21 protein-coding genes and 2 tRNA genes are annotated in these 23,033 nt (G+C 64.2%); 7 read left to right on the top strand and 16 right to left on the bottom strand.

Features of this window, described 5'->3' with window-relative positions:
• Positions 1 to 3 precede the first annotated feature (3 nt).
• Positions 4 to 342, bottom strand: a complete 339-nt coding sequence (clpS, locus tag J4G32_RS01350; RefSeq protein ID WP_210483304.1) for an ATP-dependent Clp protease adapter ClpS — start codon at positions 340 to 342, stop codon at positions 4 to 6.
• Positions 343 to 642: 300 nt separating this feature from the next.
• Positions 643 to 978: a phasin family protein gene (locus J4G32_RS01355; RefSeq protein WP_210483306.1), complete on the bottom strand. Its 336-nt coding sequence runs from the start codon at positions 976 to 978 to the stop codon at positions 643 to 645.
• Between the two features lie 314 nt (positions 979 to 1,292).
• Here J4G32_RS01355 and J4G32_RS01360 point away from each other — a divergent pair, with 314 nt between their 5' ends.
• The gene (locus J4G32_RS01360) at positions 1,293 to 2,813 is read left to right on the top strand and encodes an SPOR domain-containing protein (protein WP_425515485.1); all 1,521 of its coding nucleotides are present in this window, start codon (positions 1,293 to 1,295) and stop codon (positions 2,811 to 2,813) included.
• 75 nt (positions 2,814 to 2,888) lie between these two features.
• On the opposite strand, the gene J4G32_RS21915 is transcribed toward J4G32_RS01360, so the two are convergent.
• Positions 2,889 to 3,650 (bottom strand): J domain-containing protein, encoded by a 762-nt coding sequence (locus J4G32_RS21915; protein WP_281413494.1) that lies wholly within the window; start codon positions 3,648 to 3,650, stop codon positions 2,889 to 2,891.
• Positions 3,651 to 3,781: 131 nt separating this feature from the next.
• Between J4G32_RS21915 and panC the strand changes: the two genes are divergently transcribed.
• Positions 3,782 to 4,624 carry a pantoate--beta-alanine ligase gene (panC, locus tag J4G32_RS01370; protein WP_210483310.1) on the top strand — a complete coding sequence of 281 codons (843 nt, stop codon included), beginning with the start codon at positions 3,782 to 3,784 and terminating at the stop codon, positions 4,622 to 4,624.
• A gap of 59 nt (positions 4,625 to 4,683) precedes the next feature.
• Here panC and J4G32_RS01375 read toward each other — a convergent pair whose 3' ends face one another.
• The 4 genes from J4G32_RS01375 to J4G32_RS22150 all read right to left on the bottom strand — a co-directional run bounded on the left by J4G32_RS01375 (position 4,684) and on the right by J4G32_RS22150 (position 7,870).
• Positions 4,684 to 5,040, bottom strand: a complete 357-nt coding sequence (locus J4G32_RS01375) for a hypothetical protein (protein WP_210483312.1) — start codon at positions 5,038 to 5,040, stop codon at positions 4,684 to 4,686.
• A gap of 78 nt (positions 5,041 to 5,118) precedes the next feature.
• The gene (locus J4G32_RS01380; RefSeq protein ID WP_210483314.1) at positions 5,119 to 5,379 is read right to left on the bottom strand and encodes a hypothetical protein; all 261 of its coding nucleotides are present in this window, start codon (positions 5,377 to 5,379) and stop codon (positions 5,119 to 5,121) included.
• Positions 5,379 to 5,816 (bottom strand): DUF1489 family protein, encoded by a 438-nt coding sequence (locus tag J4G32_RS01385; RefSeq protein ID WP_210483316.1) that lies wholly within the window; start codon positions 5,814 to 5,816, stop codon positions 5,379 to 5,381. The genes J4G32_RS01380 and J4G32_RS01385 overlap by 1 nt, the downstream gene beginning before the upstream one ends.
• 53 nt (positions 5,817 to 5,869) lie before the next feature.
• On the bottom strand, positions 5,870 to 7,870 hold the full coding sequence (locus J4G32_RS22150) for an acetyl/propionyl/methylcrotonyl-CoA carboxylase subunit alpha (RefSeq protein WP_210483318.1): 2,001 nt from the start codon (positions 7,868 to 7,870) through the stop codon (positions 5,870 to 5,872).
• A 272-nt stretch (positions 7,871 to 8,142) separates the two neighbouring features.
• Here J4G32_RS22150 and J4G32_RS01395 point away from each other — a divergent pair, with 272 nt between their 5' ends.
• On the top strand, positions 8,143 to 9,489 hold the full coding sequence (locus J4G32_RS01395) for an Nramp family divalent metal transporter (protein WP_210483320.1): 1,347 nt from the start codon (positions 8,143 to 8,145) through the stop codon (positions 9,487 to 9,489).
• Here J4G32_RS01395 and J4G32_RS01400 read toward each other — a convergent pair whose 3' ends face one another.
• From J4G32_RS01400 to J4G32_RS01425, 6 genes are all read right to left on the bottom strand, one after another.
• Positions 9,490 to 10,218 (bottom strand): DUF2459 domain-containing protein, encoded by a 729-nt coding sequence (locus J4G32_RS01400; protein ID WP_210483322.1) that lies wholly within the window; start codon positions 10,216 to 10,218, stop codon positions 9,490 to 9,492.
• Positions 10,208 to 12,919 carry a valine--tRNA ligase gene (locus J4G32_RS01405; RefSeq protein ID WP_210483330.1) on the bottom strand — a complete coding sequence of 904 codons (2,712 nt, stop codon included), beginning with the start codon at positions 12,917 to 12,919 and terminating at the stop codon, positions 10,208 to 10,210. Before J4G32_RS01405 ends, J4G32_RS01400 begins: the two co-directional genes overlap by 11 nt.
• Positions 12,920 to 13,116: 197 nt before the next feature.
• Positions 13,117 to 13,659 carry a PopZ family protein gene (locus tag J4G32_RS01410; protein WP_246504721.1) on the bottom strand — a complete coding sequence of 181 codons (543 nt, stop codon included), beginning with the start codon at positions 13,657 to 13,659 and terminating at the stop codon, positions 13,117 to 13,119.
• A 158-nt stretch (positions 13,660 to 13,817) separates the two neighbouring features.
• The gene (locus J4G32_RS01415; RefSeq protein WP_210483334.1) at positions 13,818 to 15,167 is read right to left on the bottom strand and encodes a TolC family outer membrane protein; all 1,350 of its coding nucleotides are present in this window, start codon (positions 15,165 to 15,167) and stop codon (positions 13,818 to 13,820) included.
• A 237-nt stretch (positions 15,168 to 15,404) separates the two neighbouring features.
• Positions 15,405 to 16,067 carry a protein-L-isoaspartate O-methyltransferase family protein gene (locus J4G32_RS01420; RefSeq protein WP_210485451.1) on the bottom strand — a complete coding sequence of 221 codons (663 nt, stop codon included), beginning with the start codon at positions 16,065 to 16,067 and terminating at the stop codon, positions 15,405 to 15,407.
• 20 nt (positions 16,068 to 16,087) lie between these two features.
• Positions 16,088 to 16,161: transfer RNA gene (locus J4G32_RS01425), tRNA-Cys, on the bottom strand.
• Positions 16,162 to 16,377: 216 nt separating this feature from the next.
• On the opposite strand from J4G32_RS01425, the gene J4G32_RS01430 reads away from it, so the two are divergent.
• Positions 16,378 to 16,452 (top strand) — tRNA-Asn (locus tag J4G32_RS01430).
• Between the two features lie 201 nt (positions 16,453 to 16,653).
• Here the strand turns inward: J4G32_RS01430 and J4G32_RS01435 are convergent.
• Positions 16,654 to 17,319 carry a class I SAM-dependent methyltransferase gene (locus tag J4G32_RS01435; RefSeq protein WP_210483336.1) on the bottom strand — a complete coding sequence of 222 codons (666 nt, stop codon included), beginning with the start codon at positions 17,317 to 17,319 and terminating at the stop codon, positions 16,654 to 16,656.
• A 198-nt stretch (positions 17,320 to 17,517) separates the two neighbouring features.
• Here J4G32_RS01435 and J4G32_RS01440 point away from each other — a divergent pair, with 198 nt between their 5' ends.
• The 3 genes from J4G32_RS01440 to sseA all read left to right on the top strand — a co-directional run bounded on the left by J4G32_RS01440 (position 17,518) and on the right by sseA (position 20,815).
• Complete coding sequence (locus tag J4G32_RS01440; protein WP_343232564.1) at positions 17,518 to 19,059, top strand: cryptochrome/photolyase family protein; 1,542 nt, start codon at positions 17,518 to 17,520, stop codon at positions 19,057 to 19,059.
• Between the two features lie 93 nt (positions 19,060 to 19,152).
• Entirely contained in the window at positions 19,153 to 19,875 is a 723-nt protein-coding gene (locus tag J4G32_RS01445; protein WP_210483340.1) for an alanyl-tRNA editing protein, read from the top strand.
• Between the two features lie 85 nt (positions 19,876 to 19,960).
• A complete protein-coding gene (gene sseA, locus J4G32_RS01450) occupies positions 19,961 to 20,815 on the top strand; it encodes a 3-mercaptopyruvate sulfurtransferase (protein WP_210483342.1) in 855 nt (284 codons plus the stop codon).
• Positions 20,816 to 20,918: 103 nt separating this feature from the next.
• Here sseA and J4G32_RS01455 read toward each other — a convergent pair whose 3' ends face one another.
• Both J4G32_RS01455 and J4G32_RS01460 read right to left on the bottom strand, forming a co-directional pair.
• Positions 20,919 to 21,698 (bottom strand): amino acid ABC transporter ATP-binding protein, encoded by a 780-nt coding sequence (locus tag J4G32_RS01455; RefSeq protein ID WP_210483343.1) that lies wholly within the window; start codon positions 21,696 to 21,698, stop codon positions 20,919 to 20,921.
• A gap of 8 nt (positions 21,699 to 21,706) precedes the next feature.
• Positions 21,707 to 23,026 (bottom strand): amino acid ABC transporter permease, encoded by a 1,320-nt coding sequence (locus J4G32_RS01460; RefSeq protein WP_210483345.1) that lies wholly within the window; start codon positions 23,024 to 23,026, stop codon positions 21,707 to 21,709.
• Positions 23,027 to 23,033: the final 7 nt, after the last annotated feature.

The following is a 23,033-nucleotide window of genomic DNA, read 5'->3' on the forward strand; positions in this document are numbered from 1 at the left end:
CTGCTAATTCTTTTCCATTACACATTGCAGCGGGTGCTGGTGTTTACGGGCGAAATCCATCACCTGCGTCACTTTCGTTTCCGCCACTTCGTAAGTAAATACTCCACATTCCCCGACGCCGTTCTGGTGGACATGCATCATGATGCGGGTCGCACCCTCGCGGTCCTTGTTGAAAAACCGCTCCAGCACATGCACCACGAACTCCATCGGGGTGTAATCGTCGTTCAGCAGCAAAACACGGTAGAGGTTGGGCCGCTTGGTCCTAGGCTTCGGTTTCGTGACGATGGCCGTTCCCGAACGGCCTCCGTCATCGCCGCCGGGTGGTTGAGACCCGGCACCCATGGTTGGGACGCTTTCACCTCTAGCGGAATTGCCCTCACCTATCCGCAGCATCATATTCAAAACGGCCCCTCGCAGATGACCTGCAGCGTTGTTCGCGACGACGTCGCTCCTGCAAATGTATAGTCGCTCCACCTGCTTCGCTAGATCAACAAGGTGGGTGGTCGCACGGTTCGCGGAAAGCGCGACATTTTCGACCGGCCGCCGAGCGAGCCTTCCACAACGAAAATCGCCCGGCACGAAGCCGGGCGATCAATCGGTTCAAACATGGACCCAACCCGAAGGGCCAGGCGGCCTGTCCGTTCAGGCTGCGGTGAATTTCGCATAGAGGCCCTGGACGGGCTTGAGGGCTTCGGTCGCGAAGGACGAGTAAAGCTCGCCGAGCTTCGTCGACTGGCTGATCATGCCCTCGTAGGCGCTTTTCACGTACTCAGTCTGGATTTCGACCGCTTTCTCGATGGTGCGGGCGCCGGTCAGCTGCTCTATGGCCGAGGAGTTGCGCTCGAAAGCCTTGCGTGCAAAGTCGCTTGACTCAGTCGCGATCGCCTGGGCACCCTTGGAGAAAGTGCCAACCGCCTGCAGGGCGGCTTCCATGTTTTCCTGGCCATACTTCTGAAACTGGTCGAAAGACGGGATCATGGGAGACCTCTAGGGTTCGGAGTGTGGGGGCTAAAACGTGTCAAATTCACCGTTGACGCATAATGTGCAGTGCACAATAATTGTCAAGAAATTTGTGCAGTGCAGCATTTCCCCGCCTCTAATTTCCGCCGCGTTAACCCGCCCGTAACCGCGTCCCCGTAACTTCCATCACTGTGTTGTGCCGGCAACGATCCCCAATAAGGGGCGGCCGGCTGGGGCCTGAGACCATGATAAGCAGGGACCGTTACAGGATGAACTCGATAAGCCTTTGGGTCGGACGTCGAAGGACACTGGCTCTTGTCGGGGTGACAGCCGTGTCGCTCGTCATCGCGATGGCCTCGCCCGCGGACGCTGCGCGCCGCAAGAAGGCGGGCGGCGGTTACAATCCGCCGACGGCCTCCATCGTCGTCGATGCCAAAACCGGCAAGGTGCTGGAATCGGAGAATGCCGACGCTCAGCGCCATCCGGCGTCGATCACCAAGGTCATGACCCTCTACCTGCTGTTCGAACAGCTCGAGGCCGGCAAGGTCCGGCTGAACACGCCGTTGCAGATCTCGGCCTACGCCGCCCGTCAGTCGCCCTCCAAGTTGGGCCTGCCTGCGGGTCGCACCATCGAGGTCGAGGACGCCATCCTCGCGCTCGTCACCAAATCCGCCAACGACATCGCCGTGGTCGTCGCCGAGAACATCGCCGGCTCCGAAGACGCGTTCGCAGAGCAGATGACCCGCAAGGCGCGCCAGCTCGGCATGTCGCGGACAATCTACCGCAATGCCTCGGGCCTCCCGGATCCGGAGCAGGTCACCACGGCCCGCGACCTGTCTGTCCTCGGCCGTGCCATTCAGGACCGCTTTCCGAAATACTACACCTACTTCAACACCCGCGTGTTCAACTTCGCCGGTAGCAGCATCCGCAACCACAACCGGCTTCTCGGCCGCATCGAGGGCGTTGACGGCATCAAGACCGGCTTTATCGGTGCCTCCGGCTTCAACATCCTGACCAACGTCAAGACCGACAACCGCCATGTGGTCGCCGTGGTGTTGGGCGGTCGCTCCGCCGCCTCCCGCGACAACACGATGGCAGCCCTCATCGGCTCCAATCTCCCCCGCGCATATGCGGGAGCCCGCGTCGCTCCGCCAGTTGGCGAGGGCGGTGCCCGCGAGGTGATGGTTGCCGATGCGTCGCCTTCCGCCACCATCCCGGTCCAGGCCGCTCCGGCACCCGAACCCGTGGCCGTCGCGCCGCCGGCGGCGCCCGCCCGCAAGGCTCTCGATCTCAACACGCTACGTCCGGTGGTCGCATCGGCCACGGGCGCCAGCGGCACCACGACCCCGTCCTCGTCCGGCGTTCGTTGGCAGAAGGGGGCGCAGCCCCTGCCCCTCAACGCCCAGGCTTACGCAGCCTTGCAGGAAGCCGACGAAATTTCAGAGACGCAGAAGCTGGCGCTTGCGGCCAAGATCGAACCCCGGGTTCCGGCAACGCCGCCGACTCCGGTGAACGCCATCAAGACCGCGTCCGTCGACAAGGTCGAGGTGTCCAAGGCTCGCGTGGATACGGCGAAGGCAGAGCCTGAGACGGCCAAGCCGTCTGCCCGCCAGACCGTCTCGGGCTGGGTGATCCAGCTCGGCGCAACCGACGACGAGGAAAAGGCCAAGGCGGTGCTCGACCGCGCCGGTAAGATCCTGCCCAAGGCCTCGCCCTTTACCGAAAAGGTAACGGTTGGCGGCAATACTCTGTATCGCGCCCGGTTCTCCGGTTTCGAGGAGCCCGATGCGGCGCAGAACGCCTGCAAGACGTTGAAGAAGAGCGGTTTCGCCTGCTTCGCTTCGCGGGCGTAAAAATTAGCGACCCCGCTGGCGCGTGTGTGTGTGCCAGCGGGGGGACGTTCTTCCTTCGGGATCGCGTGTGGAGTATCAGCGATGTCGGCTCAACAAGACTTCTCTGGCCTGGTTGACCCGGGCCGCGAGATGCGCCGTCCCCCCCTGGTCGGGATGGAGTTTCTTCATCAGCCGCCGATACGATTCTCGGATCTCATCGAGGCTCGCGCCCGGCTGAAGCCCCAGGACCTGGTAGGCTTCCTCTTTCGACATCGCGCCCGGCTGCGGTCGCGCCCGCGTGTCGCCATTGCCCTGAGCGTATTCACGCCAGCCGGGAAACCGGCGGTCGAAATAAGCCTCTAGGAGGGCTGCGCCCTCGGCATCGAGGGAACGGCACTCCCCATATAGCGCCTGCAGCGATTGCTGGTCGAGGTCGCCAAGCCTTCGACCTGTGAACCCGCCCGCCAGCACGGCGCCGGAGATCGCGCCTGAGCGCCGGTCGACTTCCATCTCGATCATGGCCGATCGAAACCGCGCGAGATCCTCGGGCTTGCTGCGGCGCCAGGGGAGCGAGAGGTTCATGCCGCTCCACCCCAGCGCCCATGCGCCGAAACCGCCCAGCAGCAGCGCCATGTCGATGCGTCCCTTCATGCCGAGCAGCGCCGCCGCACCCAGCGCAAGCACCCCGCCCACAATCTTGACCGCCTTGGCAACCGCTTTGGTATCGGTGCGAACGAAGACCTTCGAAAGCCACCAGACGACGCCAAGGGCTGCGAGTCCGTAGAGAAGCATCATGTTTTTCGTTTCCCGCTCGTCATGTGGGGCAAGCACGAGCCGCTTGTAAATGAGCCCGCGCATGACAATTGCCTAGTCCCCCCGTGCTCTGCTAGAGCGCTTTCGGGTCGGATCGCAGGGCAGGCCGACGGGATCATCTCGCCGGACCGGGCCCTATCGCGACAATTCGACCCCCATACCGCAAGGGGTAAGCGATGTCCGCCACACAAGTCGTCGATCGGGTCGTGACCCTGCGAGAGAGTGTCGGCGGATGGCGGGGCGCTGGTCAGCGCATCGCGCTCGTGCCGACCATGGGGGCTCTTCACGAGGGCCACGTCTCCCTCGTCCGGCTAGCGAAAGCTCATGCCGACAAGGTTGTCGTCTCGATTTTCGTCAACCCGACCCAATTCGCGCCGACCGAGGACCTTGCCAAATACCCGCGTCCCTTCGAGGCCGACCGGCAGGCTCTCAGCGGGCTCGCGGATCTGATCTTTTCACCCCCGGTCGAGGAAATGTATCGCCCCGGCGACAGCACGCGGATCCAGGTGGCAGGTCCGGCGACCGTCCGTCTGGAGGACCGCTTCCGCCCGACGCATTTCGAGGGCGTTGCCACCGTGGTGGCGAAGCTCTTCCACCAGGTCCAGCCCGATGTGGCGCTGTTCGGCGAGAAGGATTACCAGCAATTCCGGGTCCTCGTTCAGATGGTTCAGGATCTGCACATGCCGGTGGAGCTGCTGGCGGGCCCGACGATCCGCGCGCCGAGCGGCCTCGCCCTCTCCTCGCGGAACCGCTACCTCGATGAGGAAGAGCGCGAGCACGCTGCGATCATCTACCAGACGCTGCGATCCTGCGCCGAGGGCATCAGGGCGGGCGATACGCCGGCATCTGTCATGGAAGCAGGCTTCGCCGTACTGTCAAAGGCCGATTTCCACGTCGACTACTTCGAAGCGCGCGACGCGGAAACCCTGATGCCGACGGAAGACCCGGAACGCGCACTTCACCTCCTGGTTGCCGCGCGGCTGAACACCACGCGTCTGATCGACAACATCGCGGTCTGATGGTGGATGCCTCTGGCGTAGCCCGGGGAAGCGCAACGCGAGGGGGGCCGGAGGAGCGTCTAATGCAGCAGATGCGGCGCCGCGACGGTAACGGGGTGATCCCACGTTAAGGAGATCGGACCCTGCGTGCCGGTGTCCCTGAGACGATCGCTGATATCGACAAAGTGCTGCTCGGCCAGGGCGACTTCACGGCCTGTCTCCGCATTGTCGGCGAAATCGCTCCCAGCGGCGGTGAAGCGTTCATAGGCCGCCGACATCTCCGCGTAGGCAAACGCCACCGGGAGCGTGCGAAAGATCGTCGAGAAGTCCTCGTCCACATCGCCCGAGATGAGGTCACGCATCTGGACGAGATAGCCATCGGCGTGCTCGCACACGTCGTAGCTCCAATCCCAGCCTTCACATGTTGAGAAAACCATCGTGACCTCCACTCCACCAAGTGCAAGCCAATGCGAGTTTTGACACGGGAGTTCCCTCAGGCAGGCGGCCAAAAAGGACTAACGCTGGACGCCAGCATCCACCCGCACACGGCCGCCGACACGGACCTGCGTTCCGTTGCCGAGATCGATGAAGCCGTTCTCCTGCTTCAGACGCCCCTGCTCAGCCACCGGCTTTCCGGCGGGAATATCGCAATCAGCGGCTGTCCGGATCGGCACCTTGCCGGGGAGGTGCGGAGCGCGGCAATCCTTCGCGCCTGCCGCTTGGGCCGCGCCGGCGCTGAGAAGAATCAGGGTCACTAGTCCCGTGGCGAGGCGCATCACAGCAATCCCATTTCGGCGAGCTCGCGCCGCATGTCCTCAGGCATCTTGGAGAGATCGCCGGCCGACATGTCAAGATCGCGTGGCGCGTCGGTGGCGGTCAGATAGCGCCAGCCCTGAAACGGACGATACGGCCGGGGCTCCACCGGTACGATGGTTTGATCGAGCGACAAGCGACACCTGCCGATTCCGCCGGCATCGGTGAAGGGTGTGATCGCCAGCAATCCCTGACGGCAGGCAACCTGCCCCCGAATGACCCAGAAGAGAGAACCGCCATCCAGCAGCTCGTCGCCGCGCTTGGGCATCATGCGTGTCGTGTGCGTCTGGTCAAAGGGGCGGCCGAGCCGTGCATGGTGGGCCCGGTTCTCCTCGATCCAGCCTTCAAGGTCGGCGATAGAATCGCAGCCTACGCAGAGTTTGATCAGATGCAGTGACATGGGGCCATCAACCACGCGTGAGCGGTGACGAGAACGGGGCGTTCCGCCGCATCTCAGGATTCCGTCGTCAGGACGATCAGCCGGGCGCCCTCGGCCACCTGCGCGCCCTCTTCGGCTGCCACTTCGGCCACCACTCCGTCAGCAGGCGCCATGAGGGCGTGCTCCATCTTCATGGCCTCCACGACCGCAAGGCGCTGCCCTTTATGAACCCGGTCGCCGGCCTTGACGAAGAGCGCGATGACCTTGCCGTGCATCGGTGCTTTCACGGTGTCGCCGCCATCGAGATGATCGAGGTCGACCGTGAAAGGATCGTAGGGCGTGATCCGGGTCTGGCGGCCTTCCCTCACCACGATCACGCCGTCATCGGTGTCGACGATCCGGGGCCCGCCGCCAGGGAGGAAATCGTCGAGCATGGAAGACGAGGCTCCGCCCCAGGATGCGGTGACGTTGATGTTGGCATAGGCGCTGCTCGGGTCAGGCCATTCCAGAGCAACCTCCACGCGCTCATCACCAATCGTGAGGGGGAGCAACTGCCGACGCCTTTGGCCGAGTTGGAAGCCATCCTGATTGTCCCACGGAGAATCCTCCGGGCCGTTCAGCGTCGCCGAATAGTTTCGTGCACGGAATTCCCGATCGATCAGGCTGAGAGCGCCGAAGCGAACGGCCTCGGCATCCATCTCCTGCGGGACGGCACCCAGCGCCGCGATATGAGCGTCGATGAAACCGGTGTCGAACCGCGCTTGTCGGAACGCCTCCGCGTCACACAGTTTTTTCAGGAATGCGACATTGGTTTTCGGCCCCGCTACGACCGTGTCGCCGAGGGCGGTCGCGAGTTTGTCGAGCGCTTCCTCGCGGTTCCGCCCGTGGGCGATGATTTTCGCAATCATGGGATCGTAGTGGGGCGTCACGGCGTCGCCGGCCCTGACACCGGTGTCCACACGGATCCCCTCCTCGCTCGGAAAGTCCAGCGCCCAGAGCTTGCCGGTCGACGGCAGGAAGTCCCGCTCCGGGTCCTCCGCATAGAGCCGCGCCTCGACCGCGTGCCCGTCGATCGTGAGATCGGCCTGCGTGAAGGGAAGCGTTTCGCCGGCCGCCGCCCGAAACTGCAGCTCCACGAGGTCGAGGCCGGTGATCGCCTCGGTGACCGGGTGCTCCACCTGCAGGCGGGTGTTCATCTCCATGAAGAAGAACCGGTCGGGCCGCAGCCCCTCGCGGCCGTCCGCAATGAACTCGACCGTCCCGGCGCCGACATAGCCGACGGCGCGGGCGGCCTCCACGGCGGCCTTGCCCATAGCGGCCCGCATGGCTTCCGTCATGCCGGGCGCGGGCGCTTCCTCAATGACCTTCTGATGCCGGCGCTGCAGCGAGCAGTCGCGCTCGAAGAGATGCACCACGTTGCCATGGCCATCGGCAAAGACCTGAATCTCGATATGGCGCGGCGAGAGGATGTATTTCTCCACCAGCACACGCGGATCGCCGAACGCGGCGGCGGCCTCGCGCTGGGCGCTCTCAAGGGCTGAATCGAAATCGTTGACTTTGTCGACGCGGCGCATGCCCTTGCCGCCGCCGCCCGCCACCGCCTTGATGAGCACCGGATAGCCAATCTCATAGGCTTTCTGGCGCAGGAAATCGGGCTCCTGCCTGGAGCCATGATAGCCCGGCACCACCGGTACTCCGGCCTGCTGCACCAGTGTCTTGGCCGCGTCCTTGAGGCCCATGGCGCGGATCGCGGAGGCGGGTGGACCGACGAACACGATGCCGGCCTGGGCGCAGGCATCTGCGAATTCCGCCCGCTCGGACAGGAACCCATATCCGGGATGGATGCAGGCGGCGCCCGATCGTCTAGCCACGTCGATAATCCGGTCAATTCGCAGATAGCTGTCGCGGGCCGGGGCTGGCCCGATCAGGTAGGCCTCGTCGGCCATCCCGACAAACAGCGCCGATTTGTCCGCTTCGGAATAGACCGCGATGGTGCGCAGGCCGAGACGCTTTGCGGTGCGGATGATCCGGCAGGCGATCTCGCCGCGGTTCGCGATCAGAACGCTCTCGAGCATCGTCTTTCCCTCTGGCAGAGCAGCCCCTCTGGCAAGGCAGCGCGCAGGCCGACAATGCGTCAGCTAGAGCAAAACCGCACCGCCTTGTCACGCCCGAAGCTTCTTTTTCGCACTGGCATCCGCTGCGGCAGCTCTCGGACGGTCCATGCCGGTCCCGGCGGGACGCCTAAAGAAATAAGGCATTTTGCGGGCGTCAGCCGAAATCAGCGCTTGCGGGCCATCCGGCGACCGTCTACCTTTTTGCAAATAGCTCGCAACTGCAGAAAGAGTCCATGGACACCCTGCCCCCCTCTCCTCCAACTCCCGAAGCCGGCTGGCGGCGGGCGCGGACCGGCCTCTCTCTCCCGGAGGTCAGCCGTTCGATCGCTGTGAAGTCAGGATCGAAATGGCGGCGAATGGCGGCGTTCTTCGGCCCCGGCTATCTCGTTGCGGTGGGCTACATGGACCCCGGCAACTGGGCGACATCCATCGCTGGTGGCTCGCGTTACGGCTACACGCTGCTCTCGGTCGCCCTGATCTCCAACATCATGGCGATTATTCTCCAGGCCCTTTGCGCGCGCTTGGCCGTGGCGACCGGCCGTGACCTCGCTCAGGCCTGCCGCGACGCTTATCCGGCACCGGTCGCCTGGGTCCTGTGGGCCTTGGCCGAACTTGCCATCTGCGCCACCGATCTTGCCGAGGTGATCGGTACCGCCATCGGCCTGAACCTGCTGTTCGGGCTGCCGCTCGAAGTGGGCGTGATGATCACCGCGCTGGACGTGTTCCTGATCCTCTATCTGCAGAATCTGGGTTTTCGCTGGGTGGAGGCTTTCGTGATCGCCCTGCTGGCCGTCATCGCGGTGTGTTTCGGCTTTCAGGTCGCGCTTGCCGACCCGAACTGGGGCGACGTGTTGCGCGGCTTTGCGCCGACCACGGATATCGTGACGAATCCAGACATGCTCTATCTGTCCCTGGGCATCCTGGGCGCGACCGTGATGCCCCATAACCTTTATCTGCACTCGGGCATCGTTCAGACGCGCGCCTATGGCGACACCCTGCCGGAGAAGCGGGAGGCGTTGCGGTTCGCCACCATCGATTCGACCATCGCGCTGATGTTCGCGCTCACGGTCAACGCGTCCCTGCTGATCCTCGCCGCCGCCGCCTTCCACCACACCGGGCGGACGGAGATTGCCGAGATCGGGCAGGCGCACACTCTCCTGCAGCCGCTCCTGGGCGCTGCCATCGCGCCCACCCTTTTCGGCATTGCACTCCTCTGCTGCGGCCTGAATTCGACGGTCACCGCCACGATGGCGGGTCAGATCGTCATGGAAGGTTTCATCAACTTCAAGCTGCCGCCTTGGCTCCGGCGTCTCGTGACGCGCGGCATCGCCATCGTTCCGGCTGCCGTCGTGACCATCGCCTATGGCGAATCCGGCACGGCCCAATTGCTGATCATGAGTCAGGTCGTGCTGAGCCTCCAGCTGCCATTCGCGGTGATCCCGCTGGTCATGCTGACCGGGTCGAAAACTAAGATGGGGCCGATGGTCTCGCCGCTCTGGCTGACGATCCTTGCAGCATTCATCGCGGCGGTGATCGTCGCCCTCAACATGAAGTTGCTGATCGACTTCGTGACAGGTTAGCTACTTGATCGCGGCCGACACCGGCACAAGCCCGGACCGCCATTTGAGGTCCACCATCAGGCCGCTCGGGAGGACCGACAGGAGCGGCACTGTCGGAACCCCGGCCGCGTCGAGCAGGTCCGCCGTCCAGTGATTGCAGACCCGCAGGAGGCTGAAGTGGCCGCGGGCCCGGTAGAACAGGCTCGGTCCGTAGAGCCCGGGCCCCAAGGCCTCGGCCACGCCATCGGAGTTCAGCGCAAATGACATCGAAAGATGTCGGGCCAGTTCATCGAAGCCCAGGGGCGAGATCGCGATCCTGACGAGGTTGGCGCCTGGAAAAAATGTCTCGGGCGCTCCTTCGATCCCGACCACATGGAGCACCGACCCGCTTCCGCGGCCGAGAAGCGCCGTCAACGCGAGCCCCCAATCGAGGGACGCGACCGTCGGCGCGCGATAAAAGTCGGCATCGCCCCAGCCGATCTCGATCCAGTCATAGTGCCTGAAACGCTGGGCGAGTTGCGCGACAGCGGGCATCCCTTCGCGCGCGGCATTCTCGGCCAGGCGCGAGACCGGGAGCACCAGCCCGGAATGATAGCCGTTGCTCACCAGCAGAATATCAGTCGCGTCCCGCGACGGGGGGTAGAGCGTGGGGTTTCCCGGACGCGCCGACAGAAGGAGCGCGGCAGCCACCCCCAAGATGAGGCTCGCCGCCGCGATCAGAAGCCGGCGAGGCCCTCGCCTATCCGGCATCCTGCAATCGCCTCAGGGCCTCTTCCATCTTCACCTTGCGGCCGAGCGACTCGGCCCGGCGCTCGCGCTGCTCCTCGACCACGTCGTCGGGCGCCCGCTTGAGAAAATCCGCGTTGCCGAGCTTGGCGTCGATCTTGGCCACGTCCGCATCGACCTTCTGGATTTCCTTGGTCAGGCGCGCCCGCTCCGCCACGAGGTCGATAACCCCTTCGAGCGGCAGCGCTGCGATCTCACCCCGCACGAGAAGCTGGATCGAGCTCTTGGGCGCGCTGTCCACAACCGTGATGTCTGACAGCCGGGCAAGCCGCCGCAGCGTATCGTCCCAGCGCGCCGCGCGGGCTTGCACGTCTGCCGAAGGCGCGACCAGCGCGAGCGGGATCTGGGCGCCGGCCGGGACATTCGTCTCGGATCGCGCTGAGCGCACTTCAGTGACCAGATCCACCACCCAGCCGATTTCGGCATCCGAGGCCGGATCGATCAACGCATCGAGGTTCGACCAGGGCGCCAGCGCGAGGATCGAGGCCCGCTCCGGCCCGTCTTCGCCTTTGATCGCCCACAGCTCCTCGGTGATGAACGGCATGAAGGGATGCAGCAGCTTGCTGATCTCATCGAAGATGAAAGCGATCGTCTTCTGCGTCTCGGCCTTGGCGTCGGAATCCGGTCCCTGGAGAACGGGCTTCGCCAGTTCCAGGGTCCAGTCGCAGAACACGTTCCAGACGAACCGGTACACTGAGAGCGCCGCCTCGTTGAACTTGTAGGCCTCGATGCCGGCCGCGACCTCGTTGATGGCCTTCGCGGTCTCGCTCAAGGCCCATTTGTTGAGCGTCTCGGTGACAGCAGCCGGATCGAAGCCAGCGACCCGTTGGCACCCGTTCATCTCGGCGAAGCGGGCGGCATTCCAGATCTTGGTCGCGAAGTTGCGATATCCCTCGACCCGCTGCACGCTGAGTTTGATGTCCCGGCCCTGCGCGGCCATGGCCGCGAGCGTCATGCGCAGCGCATCGGCGCCGTACTGGTCGATGACGTCGATGGGGTCGATGACGTTGCCCTTCGACTTCGACATCTTGGCGCCCTTCTCGTCACGGACGAGGGCGTGGATATAGACCGTGTCGAACGGCACGTCGTCCATGAAATGCAGGCCCATCATCATCATCCGGGCAACCCAGAAGAAGATGATGTCGAAGCCGGTGACCAGCGTGTTGGTCGGATAATAGCGCTTCACCTCGGGCGTATCCTCGGGCCAGCCGAGCGTCGAGAATGGCCAGAGGGCCGACGAGAACCAAGTGTCGAGCACATCCTCGTCGCGGACGAGCGTGACGGCGCGGCCGTGCTTCTCCTGCGCCTTGGCGTGCGCCTCCTCCTCCGTCATGGCGACGAAGTGGTTGCCTTCCTCGTCATACCAGGCCGGAATCTGGTGTCCCCACCAGAGCTGGCGGGAGACGCACCAGGGCTCAATGTTTTCGAGCCACTGGAAGTAGGTCTTCTCCCAATTCTCGGGCACGAATTTCGTCTTGCCATTGCGCACCGCCCCGAGGGCAACCTCGGCCAGCGGCTTGACGTCCACATACCATTGGTCAGTGAGGTACGGCTCGATCACGACGCCCGAGCGGTCCCCGTGCGGGACCGCATGGGTGTGCGGCTCGATGGAGACGAGATCGCCGCTCTCTTCGAGCATGGCGACGATGCGTTTGCGCGCCTCGGCCCGGTCAAGTCCGTCCAGCGCCATCAGCGCGGTCAGACTGTCCGAGGTCGGAAGATCGCGGAGAAAATCGTCGTTGCCCGCAACCGAAATCTGAGCCTCTGGACCCAAGATATTGATCGACAACAGCTTGTGACGACGGCCGACCTCGAAGTCGTTGAAGTCGTGGGCGGGCGTGATCTTGACCGCGCCGGTTCCCTTTTCAGGGTCCGAATAGGAATCGGCCACGATCGGAATGCGGCGCCCGACGAGCGGCAGAATCGCATGGCGTCCGACGAGGTTGCTGTAGCGCTCGTCATCGGGATGAACCGCGACGGCCACGTCACCCAGCATCGTCTCGGGACGCGTCGTCGCGACCGTGATGAAACGGCCCGGCTCACCCTCGATGGCATAGCGGATGTGCCAAAGGCTGCCCTTGACCTCGATCTGCTGCACCTCGAGGTCGGAAATCGCCGTCTGGAACTTCGGATCCCAGTTGACGAGGCGTTTGTCCTTGTAGATCAGGCCCTGGTCGTAGAGATCGACGAAGACCTTCAGCACCGCGGCGGACAGGCCCTCATCCATCGTGAACCGTTCCCGCGACCAGTCGCAGGATGCGCCGAGACGCTGGAGCTGCGACTTGATGCGGCCGCCGGATTCCTCCTTCCACTCCCAGACCCGCTGGACGAAAGCGTCTCGGCCGAGCGCCCGGCGATCGATCTGTTGCTCCATGAGCTGGCGTTCCACGACCATCTGCGTGGCGATGCCCGCGTGGTCCATGCCTGGCTGCCAGAGGACGTCGCGACCGCGCATGCGCTCGAAGCGAGACAGGATGTCCTGGATCGTGTTGTTGAGGGCATGACCCATATGCAGAGAGCCGGTCACATTCGGCGGCGGAATCACGATCGCATAGGGAACCGCGTCCTTGCGATCAGGGCGGCCGGCCCTGAACGCTTCCTTGTCCTCCCAGACGGCGGAGATGCGCGTCTCGACGGCTTTCGGATCGAACGTCTTGTCCATCATGGTCAGTACCGGCAGGTTGGCGCGCCACGGCGCATGCCACCGGCATCGAGCCGATGGCGGACGAAATCGAAGGGTCAATGGAGGGGGAACTGTCCACGCCGCACAGGGCTGTCAACAATCCGGGTGTCGATTCCGGCCTCCAGCATCACGGTTACAAACCGGACGGCCGGGGTGAAGTCAACCGAGGGCCGTGAAAGTTAGAGACGGCCGCGCGAAATCCGCTCAATTTCAGCCTGCACCAGCCGTTCGACGAGAGCGGGCAGATGGGCGTCGAGCCAGGATTTCAGCATCGGCCGAAGCAGATCCTTCATCAGGTCGTCGAGGGTCTGGGGATGGGCCGGCATCAAAGTCGAGCCGAGCCGCGTGAAGGCGTCGGACACGGAGGCGTTGGCCGCGCTCGAGAGAAGCGTGTCGGCCCCATGGGCACCGGCGAAATCGACGTCATCGCGCAGACGGGGCGCGACCGGCAGGTCGTCTTCCTCCTCGTCGTGGTAGGTGACAAGCTCGAGTTCATCGGCTGACTCGTCCGGTGGACTCGCAGGGACCGATTCGACCTGACGTTCAGACAGATCAGCGACGAAGGGACGCCGTTCAGGGGGCGGGGTCGACTCCGCGCGACGCTCCGACCTCTCCACGACAGTCCGGACGGCACCTGTTTGCGGCTGGTCCCGCTCGGCGCCACGCAACACTTCCTGATCGTCCGCGATGATGCGTCGGATGGAGGCAAGAATCTCCTCCATCGACGGCTCCTGGAGCTTGGAATTCGCAGAACTCATGCGTGCGACCGATCCCTCGGATAGAGAATCAAACTCGTAACGAGCGATGGCAGTATTTCACGCAGGAGAAGAGACGCAAGCAGAGCCGGGCAGCGCGGTTAATCGCCGCCCCGGAAATGGCATCAGCGTCCGTCAGGCGTCGAGAGGCCGCCCCACAGATCCTTGACCTGTTCGTAATGGACACGCGGGCTGTAATGATTGACCGCCAGCCCGAGGCTGCGCGAATTCAACCGACCCATGGCCTGGACCACCGCGTAGGAGGCCACCACGCGGTCGCGCTGGGCGGTGATGAGATTGACGCGGGCGTTGAGAAGTTCCTGCTGGGCGTTCAACACGTCGAGGGTCGTGCGCTGGCCGACCCGGGCTTCCTCGCGCACGCCGTTCAGGGCCGTCTCGGACGCATCGACCTGGGCCTGCGCCGCCACGATCTGCGCGCGCGCTGCCTCCAGCTGGCCGAACGAGGAGATGACCGCGGCGCGGACCTGATCGCGAATCGAATCCGCTTCCATGCGGCGCTGGCCGACCTGCTCCTTGGCCTGCCGGGTCGACGCATAGGCAACGCCGCCGTCATAAATCGGCACGGTCAACTGGGCGACGACCGAACCCGACAGGATGTTGTCGCCGCCAAGCTGGGTGTCAAAGCGCTGGGCGACGGAGCCGCGAACGCCGAGCTGTGGCGCAAGTGCGCCCTGCTCGATCTTCACCTGAAGCTCGGCCACGTCGACGCCATGCATCGATGCCTTGATGGCCGGGTGCTCGTTGAGGGCAATCGCCAATGCGCCGTCCACGTTGCGAGGCAGGAGCTTGTCGAGGGGGCGGCCGGGCGCGAGCTGCTTGGGCTCCACGCCAATCACCTGACGGTATTGGGCGACGCTGGTCCGCAGATTGGCTTCAGCCAGACTCGCCTGCGAGCGGGAGGCGGCAAGCCGCGACTGGGATTGCGCCACGTCGGTCCGGGTGACCTCGCCCACATTGAAGCGATCGTTGGTCTGGCGCAGTTGCTCGTCGATGACCTCGACGTTGTTGCGCTGCAGATCGAGAATCGCCGTGTCGCGCAGCACGTTCATGTAGGCCGAGGCCGAATCGAACAGGGTGTTCTGCTCGTTGTTCGTCAGGGTCTGACGGGCGCCGAGAACCGAGGTCTCGGCCTGCTCGACCGAATTCTTCGTGCGAAAGCCGTTGAAGATGTTCTGGTCGATCTGGACGCCGGCACCGCGTGGGAAGAGCCGCTCGATGTTCCCTTCGCCAGGACCCGGACGGGTGTATTCGGTGTAGCTTCGCCCGGCATCGGCCGAAGCATTGATCTGAGGGCGGTAGCCGGATTTGGCCCGGGCGACGTTCTCGTCCGTCGCGCGGACATTCGCGCGCTGGGCATTGAGAGTCGGATTGTTGCCATAAGCGCGAGCCAATGCGCTTTCGAGGGTCTCAGCTGACACGCCGCCGGCAAATGCCAAAACGAACACGGATGTCATCGCGCCGAAAAACGCCTGCCCTCTTTTGCCAATTCGAGTATCGCTCACGCCCACCTGCCTGTCGGTTAGAGCTGACCGTGGCCGCTCGACCGTTTCTCTTCAATGTCTTTAAACCAACACGATGCAAAACGAAACAATAACCATGGCGGACGAGTCGGCAATCCGGGTCCCGCAACTTTGTCTATTTTACGCACGAGTGGCGCAAATAAGCGACACCCCCACAAGGGTTAACGGGCGTTAAAACTTGAAGCCCGGCTTGGCCTGAAACGCCGCGAGTACGGGCGCCGCCGCATCGAACAGGGCGCGCTCTCCAAACGCATCGCCTGCCCGAACGAAGAGCGTCGCGCGCGCCGAGCGACCCCGGCCCATGACGCAGGCAAGCCGGCCGCCATCCTTCAACTGGTTCAGCAAGGTCTCTGGTTTCACGTCGAGCGCGCCGTTGATGAGAATGGCGTCGAACCCCTCCGGCTGCTTGTGGCCATGGGCGAGGTTTCCAACCTTGATCGTGACAGTCGCGTTTCCCGCATCGGCCAGCGACCGGCGGGCTGAATCCGCCAGCGCCTCGTCCGATTCCAGGCCGGTGACAGTGGCGCCGAGAAGCCCCATGATCGCAGACGCGTAGCCTCGTCCGCACGCGACATCGAGGACCGCATCGCCGGAATTGATCTCGAGGGCCTGAATCAGGCGCGCCAGGACCGCCGGCGTCAGCATGAAGCGACGGTCCGGACCGTCGCTCACCGGCAATTCCTGATCGCTGTACGCGAGGGACTCGCGACCCGGCATCACGAAGGACTCGCGCGGAACCGCGTCGATGGCGTCGAGAAGCGGGATGTCGTTCACATCGAAAGTGCGCAGCTGGCTGTCCACCATCGTCCGACGCGCCTGCGAGAAATCGACCATGAAATGCCTCAGAAGATGGATGGAGGCCTCGCCCGGAATCGAACCGGGGTGCAAGGATTTGCAGTCCTCTGCGTAACCACTCCGCCACGAGGCCATCCGGGGCGCGCCGCAACCGCGACGGCTGCTGCATAGCAGAGCACTGGTCCAAAGAGCAACAGCCGGACCAGCGAAATCCCGGACTTGAATACAGGACTTGCAACGCGCGAAACCCGTGCTATATCGCTCCCACCTCACGCCGACCGCCCCACCCTGTCTAAGGGAGAGCCTTCGGCGAGAGACATCCAGCCGGCTCAGACCCGGCATGGCTTATTCCGGCGTGGCGCAGCGGTAGCGCAGCGGACTGTTAATCCGTTGGTCGTAGGTTCGAATCCTACCGCCGGAGCCAATTTTTCCAATTATCACAATAACTTGGCTGATCCTGACCCGCCTCGCGGCGGCCGTTGATCGCTCACGGTGTGGCACTCTCCGACGGTTTCACCGTGCGGGTTTGGCGATCCGTCCAAGCCGCCCCCCCGGAGCGGCGGTTGCATGTCCGTCGCGAACCGAGCCTGACAGACGTGGTCGGCAAAAAAAGCCGAAAGGGATCTCAGGCGTAGGCGACCCAGCCCCGGAACGTAAAGCCGACGTAGAACAGGCTGATCCTGCTGAAGCCGGCCTCCCTCAGGAGGTGCTCGTCCTCTTCCGGCGAAAGGATCGGTAGGCGTTCCGCGATCCCGGTACGCGCCTTGTCAGCTTGAGAACGCTCGATCCCGGACAAAACCGCGAAGGCCGCAAATCGCGACATCCACAGATCGAGTTCGCCCGCCGGGATGCTGTAATGGGCAACCACGAAGGGCGCGCCCGGTTTCAGCCGATTCCTGACCTCCTTCAGGGTGCTCAGACGCTCCTGCCGCTCGATAAAGTGGAGCGTGAGAATACAGGCTGCGGCGTCGTACGGCCCTGTCGGTGCATGATCGATATACCCGTTGTGCCACTGCGCCCGCGCCGAGAGCGGCCCGAGCGTCGATCGCGCAAGGTCGAGCATCGGAGCGGAGGGATCGACCCCCACAAAAGACCAGCCGGGCTGAGCCTCGGCGAAGACCTTCATTTCGAGGCCGCCTCCGGCACCGAGAACGAGAATCGTCGCATCATCCGGCGCCTGTTCCGCGAGAAGCAGCATGGCCATGCGTTGCATGTCGGCATAACCGGGCACCATGCGCGGCGGGTTTTCAGCGTAGCGCGCGGCGGCCTGTGGGTCATCGAAAGCATCCATGCTCGTGGATATGACGCATGACGGCCCGGTGCAATCTCCAGGCCGGGTTGTGATTGGCCTCCGGCGGTTCTCAGAAGGGCCGAATCATTGTTCAGGAAGAATGGAGAGCGCGGGGCTGGCTGAAACCCATCACCGCCGCCAATTCCCTCCCCGGGTTCAAGATTGGTGTTTGAAATTGGCTCGCCCTGAGCCATTTCGGTGGGATCTTTCGTTCCGGCCGCGCCCGATGGGCCTGCCCTTCTCACAGATGGGATCCCGAAATTGGCTGCTCCAGCCCTGGTCTGGTTTCGCGACGACCGCCGCATGGCAGATAACCCCGCTTTGCGGGCCGCCATCGCCGCAAAGGTCCCTGTCCTGTGCTTTTTCATTCTCGACGACGGCAGCCCCGGCCTGCGTCCCCTCGGCGGCGCGGCGCGATGGTGGCTCCACGGTTCCCTCGAAAAGCTGGCAGAATCGCTTGCCGGCATCGGCGGCGAACTCCTGCTCTTCGAGGGGCCAGCTGAACAGTGGGTGTCGCGGATCGCAGCCGAGACAGGCGCGACCGCGATCTACTGGAACCGTCGCTACGGCGAGGGCGAGATCGGGATCGATTCGGCCCTGAAAGAGCGCCTGGGTGCCGACGGGGTCACGGTCGAAAGCTTCAACGGGTCCCTGCTGCACGAGCCGTGGGAGATCAAAAACCAGTCCGGCACGCCGTTTCGCGTGTTTACCCCCTATAGCCGCACAGCCATGGCCCGTCCTGTTCCAGCGCCCCTGCCCGCGCCCCGAACGATCCCTGGCGGGGCGTGGCCGGCTGACCTACGCAAGGCCTCGGTCTCCCTGAGCGCTCTCAGGCTCGAACCCGGCAAACCCAATTGGGCGAAGGGATTGGCCGAAACCTGGACCCGTGGCGAGGCGGCCGCGCGGGGACGGCTCGGCGACTTTCTCGATGAGCACCTGGCGGGCTACGCCGACAAGCGGGAGCGGCCGGGCATCGACGGCTCGTCCCGGCTCTCGCCCTACCTCCGGCATGGGGAAATCAGCCCCCGGCAGGTCTGGCACGCCGTTTCTGCGGCCATGGCCGAAAATCCGTCACGCGCCACGGACGGCCGGAAATTTCTCACCGAGCTGACGTGGCGCGATTTCTGCTACCAGATTCTCTACCATCAGCCCGACCTTGCGACCCGATCCTACAGCGCCCGCTTCGACGCGATGCCGTGGTCGCAAGGCAAAAGCGGCCTGGAGCCGTGGCAGCAGGGATTGACCGGCTATCCGATCGTCGATGCGGGCATGCGTCAGCTCTGGCAAACCGGCTGGATGCATAACCGGATCCGGATGGTTGTCGGCTCCTTCCTGTCCAAGCACCTGTTGATCGATTGGCGCGACGGCGAGGCCTGGTTCTGGGATACCCTCGTGGATGCCGACCCGGCCAACAACGCCTTCAACTGGCAATGGGTCGCCGGATCCGGCCCGGATTCGGCGCCGTTCCACCGCATTTTCAACCCGGTCACCCAAGGCGAGAAGTTCGATACGGATGGTGCCTATGTGCGGCGTTTCGTGCCCGAACTGGCGCGCTTGCCGGACCGTTTCCTTCACAAGCCGTGGGACGCGCCGGAGACCCAACGGGCGGATGCCGGGGTTGGGCTTGGAAAGACCTATCCCCGTCCGGTGGTCGACCATGCGGCCGCCCGCGCACGCGCCCTGGACGCGTTCCGCATAGCCCGAGGCCCCGTCGAATCCGGCAGCGACACCGCGGCATGAAGGCTGTGGAGGCGGCTTGACCGGGCCACGCTCTTGCCGTCAGCTTCCGTCCCCACCCGGGGCGCTTCCTCCATGCTCAACAGCAGGATCACGATGACCGCGACCGCGCTTCTCTTTCGAGACGATGCCTATCTGCGACGCTGCGACGCCGTCGTCGTCGGCACCACCCCTGACGGCGGCGTCATTCTCGACCGCACGATCTGCTATGCGCAAGGCGGTGGACAACCCGGTGACTCGGCAGTGATCCGTCGCGCCGACGGCACCGAGGTTCCGGTTTCGAATACGGTCTACGCGGCAGACCGCACGCAGATCGCTCATGTGGTCGGACCTGAGGAGGCGACACGGTTCGCGCCGGGCGACCCTGTGTCGCTGACCCTCGACTGGGAACCGCGCCTCAAGCGCATGCGCGTGCATACGGCTCTGCATCTCCTGAGCGTCGTCCTGCCGTATCCGGTCACCGGGGGGGCGATTGGCGAGGGCGACGGCCGTCTCGATTTCGACATCGCGGATTCCGGCCTCGACAAAACCGACCTCACCGACAGGCTCAACGCCCTCATCGCCCGCGACGCCGCCGTTACGGAAAGCTGGATCACCGATGCGGAACTCGACGCCAATCCCGGCCTCGTCAAAACCATGTCGGTCAAGCCGCCACGGGGCTCCGGCAAGGTGCGTCTGGTTGCCATCGAAGGCATCGACCTGCAGCCTTGCGGCGGGACGCATGTGCGGCGCACCAGCGAGATCGGAACGGTCGCCGTGACCAACATCGAGAAAAAGGGGAAGCAGAACCGCCGCGTGCGGATTTCCCTCGTCGATTGACCGCCCCGCCGCGGGCCGCGTCTGCGTGACGGCCCGCGAACGCGAACGCATTTTAGGCGCCTTACCGCGCATCGGAGTGATTGCCATGCCTCAGATCTTCGTCACCCCCGCCCTGCTGGAATCGCATCTCGGCGATCCGAATGTCGTGATCGTCGACGGTTCCTGGTATCTGCCGACCCAAAACCGCGACGCGGAGGCCGAGTACCTCGCCGGCCACATCCCCGGCGCAGTGCGTTTCGACATCGATTCGATCCGGGATATGTCGTCGTCCCTCCCCCACATGCTGCCCCCGCCGGAGGAATTCGCCCAGCGAGTCGGCGCGATGGGCATCGGCAACGACACGCTTGTGATCGTCTACGACGGCGCCGGGCTGTTCTCGGCCCCCCGGGTGCGCTGGACCCTGCGCGCCTTCGGGGCAAAGGATGTTCGGATCCTGGAAGGCGGCTTTCCTGCCTGGCTCGCCGAAAAGCGGCCGGTGGAAACCGGCCCCGCCCGGGTGCCGGCGCCCCGGGTCTTCACCCCGGTCTTCGATCCGTCCGTCGTCGCGGATGCCGCAGTGGTCAAGACCGCCCTTGAGACCGGATCGACGCAGGTGGTCGATGCGCGTCCGGCCGACCGGTTCCGGGGCGAGGCGCCGGAGCCGCGCCCGGGCGTGCGGGCGGGACATATGCCCGGCAGTCTGAACCTGCCCTTCGCGGCCCTGATCGAGAACGGAAAGCTGAAGGACAGCGCCGGCATCGACAAGGCGCTGGAGGCGGCCGGCGTCGATCCGGCCAAGCCCGTCATCACCAGTTGCGGATCGGGTGTTTCGGCCGCGATCCTGTCGCTCGCGCTGGAGAGTGCGGGCCATCCCGCCAAGGCCCTCTATGACGGCTCCTGGGCCGAATGGGGGTCGCGGGAAGACCTGCCGATCGAGACCGGCCCGACGACGCCGCGCTAGCCTTTGCCGACGCCCGTCACGAAAAAGGCTCCGGAGAGACCGGGGCCTTTTTCAAGGCGGCGTTGCCTGAGACCGGGAAGCGTCCCGGCGCCTGGGTCCGGCGTCAGTGCAGGATCTGCGACAGGAACAGGCGGGTGCGCTCGTGCTGCGGGTTCTTGAAGAAGGCGTCCGGGGTGTTCATCTCCACGATCTGCCCGTAATCCATGAAGATCACCCGGTCCGCGACCTGACGGGCGAAGCCCATCTCATGGGTCACGCACAGCATCGTCATGCCCTCGTCGGCGAGACTCACCATGGTGTCGAGCACCTCCTTGACCATTTCCGGATCGAGCGCCGAGGTCGGCTCGTCGAACAGCATGATCTTCGGGCTCATGCAGAGCGAGCGGGCGATCGCCACACGCTGCTGCTGGCCGCCCGAGAGCTGGCCCGGATACTTGTTGGCCTGCTCGGGGATTTTGACTCGCGTCAGGTATTTCATGGCCACTTCCTCGGCCTCGCGCTTGGGCATCTTCTTCACCCAGATCGGCGCCAGGGTGCAGTTCTCGAGGATGGTCAGGTGCGGGAAAAGGTTGAAGTGCTGGAACACCATGCCGACCTCGCGCCGCACCTCGTCAATGCGCTTGAGGTCGTTGGTGAGTTCCGTCCCGTCCACGATGATGCGGCCCTTCTGGTGCTCCTCCAGCCGGTTGATGCAGCGGATCATGGTCGATTTTCCGGATCCCGACGGACCGCAGATGACGATCCGCTCGCCCCGCTGGACCGACAGGTTGATGTCGCGAAGGACGTGAAACTCGCCATACCATTTGTGGACGTCGATCAGTTCGATCGCCGGCTGAGCCGTCGGATCGATGGCCGCTTGTCGCGAAGTCAGTGTCGTTGCCATGGAAGAACTCACCTGTTTTGACCTGCTGCCAGCCGTCGCTCAACCCCAAGGGAATAGCGCGACATACCAAAGCAGAAGACGAAGTAGAAGAAAGCCGCGAAAGCGTACCCGGTATAGCTGATGGTCGGCGCCGCCCAGTTCGGATCGATCCGGGAGGCCTCGATGGTCTTGATCAGATCGAAGATGCCGACGATCGACACCAGCGACGTATCCTTGAACAAGCCGATGAAGGTGTTGACAATCCCCGGAATGACGATCCGAAGCGCCTGCGGCAGGATGATGAACACCATCATCTGCGGGTAGTTGAGCCCCAGCGACATCGCGCCTTCATATTGCCCCTTCGGCATCGCCTGCAGGCCGCCGCGCACGACCTCGGCCATGTAGGCAGAGGCAAAGAACGCGACACCGATCAGCGGCCGCGCCAGCCGGTCGACGGTCATGTCGGCGGGCAGGAACAGCGGCAGCATGGTGTTGGCCATGATCAGCACCGTGATGAGCGGCACGCCGCGAACGAACTCGATGAAGATCACGGAGGCCAGCTGCACGACCGGAAGCCTGGACCGTCGGCCGAGCGCGAGCAGGATCCCGAACGGCAGGGAGAAAACAATGCCGACCGTGGCAACCAGAAGCGTCACGAGGACGCCGCCCCAGAGGGAGGTCGGCACATGCTGGAGGCCGAAATCGAAATCCATCAGCGCGAGGGTGATGCCGAGGACGGCGACGATGCCGCCAGCAATCGCGACACCGGATTTGACCGACACTTTCAGCAGGTGGGCCATCAACCCGAATGCCGCCATGAGCAGGATCGCGAAGGCCACGAATCCGAGCCAGAACCGGCCACCGAGATCGAGATTGCCACCGGTGAGGAGGACGTAGGAGAAGGTCGGGAACAGCCAGAAGAAGTACGCAGCACCAAGATCCCGCCGGGGCGCCTTCAGCCACAGCAACCATGTCACCCCAAGGGCCAGCATGGCGAAGAAAATGTTGACCCGCCAGCGCTCTGCGATCGTGTAGGAGCCATAGGTGAAGTAATTGATCTTATCGATCACGAAGGCCCAGCAGGCCCCGACCCGATGTCCCGCGGTTTCCGCCCGGCAAGCATCGCGGTCCGTGCCAGTCCAGACCGCATTGATGAAAAGGAAATCAACGATCGGCGGAATGAGAACGTAGAGCAGGTAGGCGACGAACAGGGTCAGAAGCGTGTTGAGAGGGCTCGAGAACAGGTTTTCCCGCACCCAGGCGACGGGCCCGCGGGCGAGGTTCGGCGGTGGGAGAGCCGCGATGGGCTCTGATCGGACGAAGCGATTGGTGTCGACGGCGGTGCTCATGACAATT

The organism is Microvirga antarctica, from assembly GCF_017921815.1.
GTDB lineage: Bacteria > Pseudomonadota > Alphaproteobacteria > Rhizobiales > Beijerinckiaceae > Microvirga > Microvirga antarctica.